A 10538-nucleotide genomic window follows, 5' to 3' on the forward strand; every position below is an offset into this window, starting at 1 on the left:
ACATTGTCTTGACCATCGTAACGAGGCACCGGGGCTGTGACAACCATCGGCATTCCACCGGGCGCGAACATCGGCGGCCGGGACACCTACCGGCACGGCGACCTCAGCCGCGCCCTCGTCGAGGCCGGCGTCGAACTCGCCCGGGCGGGAGGTCCGGCCGCGGTGGCGCTGCGAGCGGCCACCCGTCGCGCCGGCGTCTCCCCGAATGCCGCCTACCGGCACTTCGCCGACCGCAGGGCCCTGGTCGAAGCGGTGTGTTCGGCCAGCCAGGGGCGGGTGGCGGAGGCGATCGAGGCCGAACAGGCCCTGGTAGCGGATGCGACGGATCCGCTCGCCGCTGCCCGGTTGCGATTCCGCGCGGTCGGCACCGGCTACCTGCACTTCGCCCTCGCCGAGCCCGGGCTGTTCCAGACCGCGTTCACCGCCTCGACCGACCTGGAGAGCGCGACCAGCGGGTCACGGGCCGGCACCTCCGGCCGCACCCCGTTCCAGCTGCTCACCGATGCCCTCGACCGGCTCGTCGCCGTGGGTGCCCTCCCGGCGGAGCGTCGGCCGGGAGCCGAGTTCCTGGCCTGGTCGGCCGTGCACGGGCTGGCGATGCTGCTGCTCACCGGTCCGCTCCGCGCCCTCGGACCGGAGCAAGCCGAGGGCCTCATCCGCCGGGTCGTCGACATGGTCGAGCAGGGACTCTAGGCGCACCCCATTCCGCACGCCGCGCCCGCGATCGCGGACGCGGACGCAGGCTGCCGAACCCGGCGCGGACGGCACTCTCCGACGCGTGGGCGTAGTCGCGGCAGACGCCCTGCCGGGCGAGGAGGGTGCGCACGGCACCGTCGGTGGGCAGGCTCGCCCCGGGCACGTAGGCCAGCCGGCTGCCGACCCAGGAACTCACCCCGGCCAGCAGGTCCAGCCCGGCCAGGCCCGAGAACTCGGCCTGCCCGGTCGGCCCGAGCCGGTCGGACTCGCAGTAACGGCTGGGGCGCAGGTACCGGATCAGGTCGACCTCGCTCACGCTCGCCGGAGCAGCCTGCCCGGTCACCTCGACGTGGTACTCCACGTCGACCGGGCCGGCCTGGACATCCGCCAGATGCAGCCTGGTGCCGTGCTGGTCGAAGATCTCACGCACCGCCACGGGGACCCCGGCCTGGCCGATCGAGAGGCGCTCCACCGCGGTGAGGCCGGGCACGGCCACCCCGGATCCGCCTGCGTCGGCGGCCACGGCCACCGACACGACCAGACGCGCCGGCGCCAGGGCTTCGAGGGCCAGGTGCGCGGAGGCGGTGCGTTTCATCCCCCGATGTTACGCGGCGGCCGGGGACCAAAGGCACTGGTGCCCCGCCCGCAACCGGGTGACAATTGCGGCATGCTCGGCGAATTGAACGACCAACAGATCGACAACGTGCTGCCGCCGCCGTGATCGGCCGGATCGGCTGCCACGTCGACGACCGCACCTACATCGTTCCGATCACCTACGCCTACTCCGACGGCAGCGTCTACGGGCACAGCGCCACAGGCCGGAAGGTGCGGATGATGCGCACCAATCCTGCGGTGTGCTTCGAGGTCGAACACGTCGACGACCTGGCGAACTGGCAGAGTGTGATCGCCTGGGGAACCTTCGAGGAGCTGCACGGCGATGAGGCGGAGGCCGGGATGCGTGCCCTCGCCACGCGACTGTCGCCGTTGCTGACCAGCACGACCGCGCAGCCTCACCTCGGACCGGACGGGACTCCGCTGGCCTCACCCCACGCCCACGACTCCGGCACCGCGGTGCACGAGAAGCCGGTGCTCTATCGCATCCGGCTCAGCGAGAAGACCGGCCGGTTCGAGAAACGGTAACGCCGGGCAGCACGGGCCTGACGTCTGGCGGCAGAATGTCGCCTAGTGCAGGCTCAGCGGCGGCCGGACCAGCCCGTCGACGTGGGTGCCGGCCGGGTCCGTGTCCACGGCCACGATCCGGTTGCGCCCGTCGACGTGGACCACGGTCGGCGTGTACGCCCTGGCTTCCTCGGTGCTCATCTGGGCGTAGGAGATGATGATGACAAGGTCACCCTCGAGGGCCAGCCGGGCGGCGGCGCCGTTGACGCCGACCACCCCGCTTCCCCGCTCCCCCGCGATCAGGTAGGTCTCGAACCGGCTCCCGTTGTTCACGTTGACGATGCTCGCCAGCTCGCCGGGAAGCAGGTCGGCCGCGTCCAGCAGGTCCAGGTCCACCGTCAGCGAGCCGACGTAGTGCAGGTCGGATTGCGTCACGGTGGCGCGGTGGATCTTGGATTTGAACATGGTGCGTTGCATCGGCGCGCAACCCTTTCGACAGGAGAACCGGTGGAGACCGCCGAACGTTACGCCGAGGCGAGGATGTCGACGACGAAGACCAGCGTGTCCGTGCCGGTGATTCCCGCGGTGGTGTTGCCGGTGGTGCCGTAGCCGAGCGCCGGCGGAATGACGATGACGACCTGGGACCCGACCGTCTGGCCGATCAGACCCTGGGCGAAGCCGGGGACGACGTTGCTCGTGGCGAATGTGGCGGGGCCACCCTTGCCCCAGCTCTGGTCGAAGACCTTGCCGCTACCCCAGATGACGCCGGTGTACTGCACGGTCACGGTCGCGCCGTCGGCGACGAGGCCGCCGGTGCCCTTCTTGAGCACCTCGGTCTTGAGCTCGGTGGGCGCGTCTGCCTTCGGCACCGTGACGGTCGGCGTGCCGTCCTTGGCGAGCGTCACGGCCGGGAAGCCGTCCTGGGGCTTCTGGTCCTTGCCGTTCGCACGGGTCGCCACCTTGCCCTTGACATCGATGACGAAGATGATGTTGTCGGTCGCGGCGACCTTGAGGTCGGTGTTGCCCTTGGTGCCGAAGGCATCGGCGGGCGGCACGACGACGGCGACCCGGGAGCCCACGTTGGAGCAGGCGATGCCCTTGAGGATGCCGGGGATGATGCTGGCGGTCTCGGCTACCGTCACGGTGAGTCCGGCAGCCTTGCCGTACCCGCCGCCGTTCAGCTTCGCCCCGGTGGAGGCGTTGTAGGCCGTGTAGGCGATCTCAACGGCTTCACCGTTCTTGACGGCCGCGCCCTTGCCCTTGGTGACCACGGTGCGCTCGGTGGTCTTCGCGGTGAGCGGCGAGGTGAACTTCACGGTGGGTTCGGCGTCAGCCTTGCCGGTCACCGTGACGGCATCCGAGCTCTTGCCGGAATCGGTGCAGGTGAGCGCCGTCGCGGTCGAGGTCGAGCCGGCCGACGGGGAACCACTGCACCCGGAGAGAGCGAGAACGGCCACTGTGGCAACGGAAATGAATACGGGGAGTTTGCGCACGCTGATCTCTCTGTTCGACAATGGGCCTCGAACAGTATGACCTGTCGACATCCGTGCTAGCTGTGTCCGCTGTCACCGGACTCCCGAACCGGGGTCAGAGCCCTTCGGCGATCGCGGCCGTGGCGAAGAGCCAGGCCTCTCGCGTGCGCGGTGCGAGTGCCTCGATGTTGAGCGGCCCTCCGGCGACCAGCGCCGGGTCGTACGGCACGTCGACGACGGCGCGGGTGAGCTGGCTGAAGTGGTCGTGCAGGCGGCGGGACAGCGCCCGGTCCGCGGTCTTGGCCGGCGAGGCGAGGATGGTCACGGCCTGGGCAACCTTGTCGCCATGTCCCTTCAACCGCAACCCGTCGAGCAGCGACGCCGCCCCGTACGCGGTGTCCTCACGGATGGTGGAGACCACGACAAGCTGGTCGGCGGTCTCGACGGCCGCTTCCCAGTTCGAGGCACGCATGTTGTTGCCGGTGTCGATGATCAGCACGCGGTAGAAACGGCTGAGCGCGGCGTGGAGCTTCCCGAAGGCCACGTCGTCGATGCTGGCCGCCCCGGCCGGGTCGAGGTCGGAGGCAAGGGCGTCGAACCGGGCGTCGCCCTGGTTGCGCACGTAGTTGTCGAGGTCGCCGACCCGGGCCGAACTGGAGTAGGCGAAGTTCTCCAGGTCTCGGAGGAGGTCGACCGCGGTGTTGGTGTGGTGCGCCGTCTGCGCCCGCACGCCCAGGGTTCCCATCGTCTCGTTGTTGTCCCAGGCAAGGGTGTAACCGCCGCGATGGATGCCGAAGGTCGCCGCGATCAGCAGAGTGGCGGTGGTCTTGTGCGCGCCGCCCTTCGGGTTCAGCACGACGATGGTGCGCGGGCCGATCAGGCTGCGCTGCACGGAGGCGACCGCCGAGCGGCGCGACCGTTCACCGTTCCCGGGGCTGGGCGCGACCAGCCCGCCGGTCAGCCGGCGCACCGTGCCCTGCCAGCCCTGCAGGGCAGGGCCCTCCACCATCGGCGGCCGCGAATTCATGAAATCCGACAGGTTCGGGCCCGCGGTGCCGGGCGTGTTGCCGTAAACGGATGCGGGGCCGGACGCTGAAGCGCTCACCGGCAGACCGGCAGCCGCCAGGCGGTCAGACGGTTCCGCCGGCTCGTCGTCGTCGACGTCGCGGTCGAGATCGCGGTCGAAGACGAGGTTCTCAAACAGCTCGGCGCCGGGGCCCGCGGACGGAGCGGCTTTCTCGTAGGCGGCCCGGTCATCATCCGCCGCCGCATCCGGAGCGGACTCGATCATCGTCGGTCGGTATGCCGCCGGTTCGACGGCGACCTCGCCGGAGTCGGCGTGATCGCCGGAGTCCGGCGCGGAATCCTCAGGCAGGAGGAGCGGGCGGGTCGAACTGGGCAGTTCGGCCGCGGGGATGAAGTCCCCGTCCGCGTCCACGTCTCCGTCGGGGTGCACGATCAGGGGCGACCGGCCCTGCTCGTCTTCCGCGGTGAGCCGAACGGGGCGACCGAGAGTGCGGGCCGTCGCCGCGACCCGGTTGATGATCTCCTCGCGGACGCCCGCCTCGTCGACGGCGGTGATCTGCTGGCGCTCGCCGTCGATGGTCAGTTCGCCCGTGCCGTCGCTCCGGATCATGGCGCGGATGCTGGGAAGGGCGGAATCGTTCTTCTTCATGGTGGGCCTTTGTTCGTCGAGCTCAGCTCAATAAGCGTGAGCACGTCGAAGTTGCCGTCGATCGTGCCCTTCCCAGCCTAACCGGGCGGTCGGCATCCTCCCCCCGTTTGGCCACGACCCCGTTGCCGGACCCGTTTCGGGTGCCCCGCCGCCGGTTCCTCACTGCCCGGAGCCGGTCTGCAACGCGAACGAACGCGGGCATTGCTTTGTCCCCCGCCCGAGGGTCATCATTGAGTCATGAGGGATCGAGACTGGGTGCTGCTCGCCTATTGCCGGTCGTGCGGCGTCTACGGCACGGCCGTCATCGATGACGACCACCGGATCTCCTGGCCGGACGTCGTGCACGAGGTCGATTGCGACCTCGCCGAACAGCAGGACGTCCGAGAGGCACACTCCTGGGCGGTCGGCGCCGCATAACTGCGCCGACCCCGGTCTGAGCGTGGCCCGCGACGGTGGGCCAGGTCCGGGCCGCTGATCTCCGAGTGCGGACGAAAGTTCAGGCGGGCAGCGTGCCCAGACCCTGATGGGCGAGCCAGCGGAGGGCCCGTGCGCCGGCGCGGGTGCCGGCGCGGGTGCCGTGGGTGTCGTTGTGGCCGCGTTGCCGCCGGCATTCCATCAGGTCGTCCCCCGGGGCGATGTGAGGGTCGCGGCAGGAATTCGCGTAGCTGGTGTAGTCGGTTTCGAGCAGGAGTTCGTCGTCGGTCATGGCTCTGCGTTTCTGGTTCTGTCACACCTGCTGCCAGCGCCGTTTCCGGCGTCGGTGCGTGGAACTTGTTCGGTTGCAGTCGTGCACGTGCTGGTCCGCGGCTGGCGGCGGACCGGGGTTCGTTTTCGCACCGGCCGGCCTGAAAACACTCGGAGACTGGGGCGAGGCAGAATTGTTGAATGACAGGGTACGTGCTCGCCCGGCGAATCGACCCATAGATCACCGATCACCGCGAGAACCATGAACCGGGCTGTATCCGCCGCGACGGCCTGCACCTCCCAACGCCGGGTCGCCAGGCCCCTCCTGCTCGTCAAATTCGACGGACATTTTCCCCAAAACGGGCCCAAACGCGCGAATTCTGGTGATTCCGGCGAAAATCTCCGTCGAATTCGACGGGCAGGCCGGGTGAGGCGCGGATCGTGTTTGAGGCTCAGTCGCCGGGCACGGCGTCCTGGTGCAGCTCCCGGAGCATCACCTTCATCACCTTGCCGGTGGCAGTGCGCGGCAGCGTTTCGACGAAGTGCACGTGGTCGGGCACCTTGAAGCTTGCGATCAGGTAGCGGGTGTGGGTGAGCAGGTCGACCGCGGTCACGGCGTGGTCCGGCCGGAGCACGACGTAGGCCTTGGGGCGCTCGCCCCACTTCTCGTGCGGGATGCCGACCACGGCCACGTCGAGCACGGTCGGGTGCGCGAGGATCGCGTTTTCCACCTCGATCGAGGAGATGTTCTCCCCGCCGGAGATGATGATGTCCTTGACCCGGTCCTTGAGCTCGAGGTACCCGTCGGGGTGCATCACCCCCAGGTCACCGGTGTGGAACCAGCCACCCCTGAACGCCTCGGCGGTCGCAGCAGGGTCCTTGTAGTAACCGAGCATGACGTTGTTGCCGCGGAGCACGATCTCGCCGATCGTGCTGCCGTCACGGGCAACGTCGGCCATCGCCGGGTCGACGACGCGTGCCGACTCGGCCTGCAGCATGCCGACGCCCTGCCGCGAGATCCTGCGGGCTCGCTCGTCGCCCGGCAGGTTGTCCCACTCGGACTGGTATTCGCAGATCGTGTACGGTCCGTAGACCTCGGTGAGCCCGTAGACGTGCACGACCTTCACGCCGAGGCGTTCCAGCTGTTCGATCACGCTCGGGGCGGGCGGGGCGCCGGCGGTGGTGATGCTCAGCGGCCGGTCCAGCGGATGCGCCTCCGCGGCGTTCGCGATCAGGCTGCAGACCGTGGGGGCGCCGCAGAGGTTGGTGATGCCGAGGGTGTCAATGGCCGCCCAGACGCTTTCCGCGCGCACCGCCCGCAGGCAGACGTGGGTGGCGCCGGCCGCCGTGACCGCCCAGGGCGTGCACCACCCGTTGCAGTGGAACATCGGCAGCGTCCACAGGTAGACCGAGTCGCTCGTGAACGAGTTGTGGAAAACCTCGCCGAATGAGTTCAGGTAGGCCCCGCGGTGGGAGTAGACGACGCCCTTCGGCTTGCCGGTCGTGCCGGAGGTGTAGTTGATGGTCAGCGGAGAGCGTTCGTCGTCGATGTCCCAGCAGAGCGGCCGGGGATCGGCCAGGGCCGCCGTATCCGCGGCGGCCAGGAACGATTCGAGGCTCTCCTGCCCGAAGTCCAGGCCGCTGGCGGCAAGCCCGAACTCGGCGTCGGGCATCTCGATCACGCCGGTGAGGAACGGGGAGACGGGGCGGGCGTCGCCGACCGTCGAGACCAGCTCGGCGTCGACGAAGAGGAGCGTCGCCTCGGAGTGCGTGAGCACATACTCGATCTCGGGCCGGGCGAGCCGGGAATTCAGGGCGATCAGGATTCCCCCGGCGAGCGGCACGGCGAAGTGCGCGATCAGCATCTCGGGCACGTTCGGCGCCAGGAATACGACCCGGTCCCCCGGGGAGATCCGGGCACGGATGCCGCGCGCCAGCCTCTCGGCGGCCGCCCGGAACTCGGTATAGCTGTAGCGGCGTCCGCCGTAGAGGATGGCGTCCTTGTTCGGGTACACCTCCGCGGACCGCTGCAGGAACCGCATCGGGGTGAGCGGGGCGTCGTTGGCCAGACCCGTCGCCGGCTCGACGCCGCCAGTCTGGTCAAGCAGGGTCATCTGTTCGAACACGCGGGGACTCCTTTGTCCGTCGTTTGGTGCGGGAGTGGAGCGGTCGTGCCGGGGATCAGCGGAACGCGCTGATGCCGGTGAGGTCCCTCCCGATCAGGAGCGACTGCACGCTCTCGGTGCCCTCGTAGGTGTGCAGGGATTCGATGTCGGCGAGGTGCCTGATCACGTGGTTCTCGAGCAGGATGCCGTTGCCGCCGAGCATGTCCCTGGCCATGGCCGCGATCTCCCGAGCCGCCCTCGTGTTGTGGTACTTCGCGAGGGAGGCCTGGATGGGCCGCAGGGTGCCGGCGTCGTCGAGGGCGGCCAGGCGGAGGCAGTGCAGCTGCATCGAGGTGAGCTGAGAGAGCATCATGGTCAGCCGCTCCTGCACGAGCTGGAACCCGGCGAGCGGCTTGCCGAACTGGATGCGCTGGGTGGAATAGTTCAGGGCGGCCTCGAAGACGGCGGTGGCGTGCCCGAGCGCCGACCAGGCCACCCCGAGCCGGGTGGCGAAGAGCACGACGGAGGCATCCTTGAAGGTGCGGGTGCCCGGCAGCACGGCGTCCAGCGGGATGCGCGCGGCGTCCAGCACGATCCGGGCCTGGTGGATCGCGCGCAACGATCCCTTGCCGGTGATCGTGGTGGCGTGGTAGCCGGGGTTGTCCTGTTCGACCAGGAAGCCGCGCACATTGCCGTCGTCGTCCCTGGCCCAGACGACGGTCACGTCGCCGACCGAGCCGTTGCCGATCCACTTCTTCTCGCCGGTGATCACCCATTCGTCGCCGTCACGCGTCGCGGTGGTCTCGAGGCCGACCGAGTCGGAGCCGTGGTCCGGTTCGGTGAGGGCGAAGGCGCCCAGCTTCTCGGCGCGGGCCAGGGGCACGAGCCAGCGCTGCTTCTGCTCCTCGCTGCCGAAGAGGGCGATGCTGCGCAGCGCCAGCCCGCCCTGCACGGCGACGACCGTACCCATCGACCCGTCTCCGCGGGAGATCTCCATGTTGACCAGCCCGGCCGCGAGGGGCGACATCGGGGTCAGCCCCTCCCCGACGACGCCGTCGGTGAGCAGGTCGAGTTCGCCGAGCCTGCGGGCGAGGTGGAGCGGGTACTCGGCCTTGTCCCAGGCCTCGTTCACCTCATCGAGGGTCTCCTCGGCGAAGGTGCGGGCGCGGTCCCAGAATGCCCGGTCGGCAGCGGGAACGTCGGCGAAGACACCGTAGTAGTCGGTGTCGAGCGGCAGGGATACATCGTAGTCGGCCACGGTTTTTCCTTTCGTGGAGTGAAGCGGGGAATGAAGCGGGGCGGAGCGGAGCGGTGAGTTCAGGGATGGAAGAGCGTGCCGCGGGCGGCTAGCGAGGCGCCGGAGCGGTCCAGCAGCGGGGTCAGCCCGCCGGTGTGGTGCGGGAAGTTGGCGCCGAGGATCATGCAGGCGTCGATGTCGGCGGCGCTGTGCACCGTGCCGTCGGCGAGGATCCGCCCGGCCTCGTCGGCCAGGCCGTGCAGGAGCAGCGCGCGCACGGCGGCCTGGTCGACCGGCGGCGCGACTCGATCGCCCGGTGGCGGCAGGATCGCCCGGATCGCCTCTGTCGCGGCGGGCGTGAGGCAGCCGTCGGGCCCGACGTAGCTCGGCAACGACAGCTGCACGATGCGGCGCAGGCTCGGGCTCATCGTGAACCGGTCGCCGAAACCCTGTTGCAGGTGGGCGAGGATGTGCAGCTGCACGCGGGGGCCGATGTGGCGGATCAGGGTGAGCGGCGTCATCGGCAACCCGTCGGCAACGAGTGCTCCGTCGACGAGGTCCGCATCCGCGCCCGCGTCGATCAGGCGGAGGCTGTCACTGAACCAGCGGGTGATCAACCTGTTCACGACGAAGCCTGGAGAGTCCTTCACCAGCACGGCGGTCTTGCCGAGCGACCCGGCGAGCGCGAACGCCGCCGCGACGACGGCATCGGTGTTGCGCGGCGCCCGCACGATTTCGACCAGCGGGAGCACCGCGACCGGGTTGAAGAAGTGGAAGCCGATCAGGCGCTCCGGATGCCGGAGGCCCGAACCCTGGTCGGCGATCGAGAGTGAGGAGGTGTTCGTGAGCAGCAGCGCGTCGGCCCGAACGACTCGTTCGATCGACTCCCAGACGCCGCGTTTGACGGCCAGGTCTTCGAAGACCGCCTCGATCACGATGTCGCTGCCGGCGAGGTCGGCGATGTCGTTGGTGCCGGTGATGAGCGCCGCGACCCGGTCCCGGGTCTCCGTCGTCATGGTGCCGCGGGTGACGGCCCGGCCGAGCTGGTCGGCGATGCAGTCCAGCGCCTGGGCGACCTGCTCGGGCGTGAGGTCGGTCAGCCGCACGGGAACGTCGAGGCGCTCGGCGAAGACCAGGGCGAGCTGGGTGGCCATCCGCCCGCCGCCGACGACGCCGACCTGGCTGACTCCGGCGGCCGGGCCGCCGGGCCGGCTGCGTTTCCGGGCCGCCTGCAGGGTGAAGAAGGCGTAGACGGCGGCGCGGCACTCGCCGGTCTGCAGCAGTTCCCCGAAGGCGACGATGGTCTCGGCTTCGATCGGGTCGCCGCCGCGGGCCAGCCGCGCGGCCGTGCGGGCCGGCTGGCCGATCGGCGGGCGGGCGGTCACGGATGCCGGGCGCGCGTCGGTCGCGCGCTGCCAGGCCGAGAGCAGCTCGATGGTCTTCTCGACGGCGGGCAGCTCGCCGGGGATCCGCTTCCGCACCGCGGCGCGCAGGGCCTCGGGCTGCCAGGGCGCCTGCGCGGCGGGCCGCGGGGCGGCGGGTGGGCCGGC

At 69.9% G+C, this 10538-nt stretch carries 11 protein-coding genes; 3 read left to right on the forward strand and 8 right to left on the reverse strand.

Annotation, left to right across the window (positions count from 1 at the left end):
* Nucleotides 1–36 precede the first annotated feature (36 nt).
* Nucleotides 37–693 (forward strand): TetR/AcrR family transcriptional regulator, encoded by a 657-nt coding sequence (locus tag E3O48_RS04870; protein ID WP_241982400.1) that lies wholly within the window; start codon nt 37–39, stop codon nt 691–693.
* On the opposite strand, the gene E3O48_RS04875 is transcribed toward E3O48_RS04870, so the two are convergent.
* The gene (locus E3O48_RS04875; protein WP_134537500.1) at nt 653–1291 is read right to left on the reverse strand and encodes a hypothetical protein; all 639 of its coding nucleotides are present in this window, start codon (nt 1289–1291) and stop codon (nt 653–655) included. The two genes, E3O48_RS04870 and E3O48_RS04875, sit on opposite strands and share 41 nt — an antisense overlap.
* Before the next feature lie 122 nt (nt 1292–1413).
* On the opposite strand from E3O48_RS04875, the gene E3O48_RS04880 reads away from it, so the two are divergent.
* Nucleotides 1414–1836 (forward strand): pyridoxamine 5'-phosphate oxidase family protein, encoded by a 423-nt coding sequence (locus E3O48_RS04880; RefSeq protein ID WP_198413025.1) that lies wholly within the window; start codon nt 1414–1416, stop codon nt 1834–1836.
* 42 nt (nt 1837–1878) lie between these two features.
* On the opposite strand, the gene panD is transcribed toward E3O48_RS04880, so the two are convergent.
* From panD to E3O48_RS04895, 3 genes are all read right to left on the reverse strand, one after another.
* Nucleotides 1879–2292, reverse strand: coding sequence for an aspartate 1-decarboxylase (gene panD / locus E3O48_RS04885; RefSeq protein WP_134508341.1), 414 nt, complete (start codon nt 2290–2292; stop codon nt 1879–1881).
* Between the two features lie 47 nt (nt 2293–2339).
* Nucleotides 2340–3272, reverse strand: coding sequence for an FKBP-type peptidyl-prolyl cis-trans isomerase (locus tag E3O48_RS04890; protein ID WP_166788610.1), 933 nt, complete (start codon nt 3270–3272; stop codon nt 2340–2342).
* A 130-nt stretch (nt 3273–3402) separates the two neighbouring features.
* On the reverse strand, nt 3403–4962 hold the full coding sequence (locus E3O48_RS04895; RefSeq protein WP_134537501.1) for a chromosome partitioning protein: 1560 nt from the start codon (nt 4960–4962) through the stop codon (nt 3403–3405).
* Between the two features lie 237 nt (nt 4963–5199).
* Here E3O48_RS04895 and E3O48_RS04900 point away from each other — a divergent pair, with 237 nt between their 5' ends.
* Nucleotides 5200–5379 carry a hypothetical protein gene (locus tag E3O48_RS04900; RefSeq protein WP_134537502.1) on the forward strand — a complete coding sequence of 60 codons (180 nt, stop codon included), beginning with the start codon at nt 5200–5202 and terminating at the stop codon, nt 5377–5379.
* 79 nt (nt 5380–5458) lie between these two features.
* On the opposite strand, the gene E3O48_RS04905 is transcribed toward E3O48_RS04900, so the two are convergent.
* From E3O48_RS04905 to E3O48_RS04920, 4 genes are all read right to left on the reverse strand, one after another.
* Nucleotides 5459–5668, reverse strand: coding sequence for a hypothetical protein (locus tag E3O48_RS04905; RefSeq protein WP_134537503.1), 210 nt, complete (start codon nt 5666–5668; stop codon nt 5459–5461).
* 430 nt (nt 5669–6098) lie between these two features.
* On the reverse strand, nt 6099–7772 hold the full coding sequence (locus E3O48_RS04910; RefSeq protein WP_370249184.1) for an AMP-binding protein: 1674 nt from the start codon (nt 7770–7772) through the stop codon (nt 6099–6101).
* Between the two features lie 55 nt (nt 7773–7827).
* Complete coding sequence (locus E3O48_RS04915; protein WP_134537504.1) at nt 7828–9009, reverse strand: acyl-CoA dehydrogenase family protein; 1182 nt, start codon at nt 9007–9009, stop codon at nt 7828–7830.
* A 59-nt stretch (nt 9010–9068) separates the two neighbouring features.
* Nucleotides 9069–10538: 3-hydroxyacyl-CoA dehydrogenase family protein (locus E3O48_RS04920; RefSeq protein ID WP_134537505.1), on the reverse strand; the 1470-nt coding region annotated here is incomplete at its 5' end.

The organism is Cryobacterium sp. HLT2-28 (assembly GCF_004402495.1).
Lineage (GTDB): Bacteria > Actinomycetota > Actinomycetes > Actinomycetales > Microbacteriaceae > Cryobacterium > Cryobacterium mannosilyticum.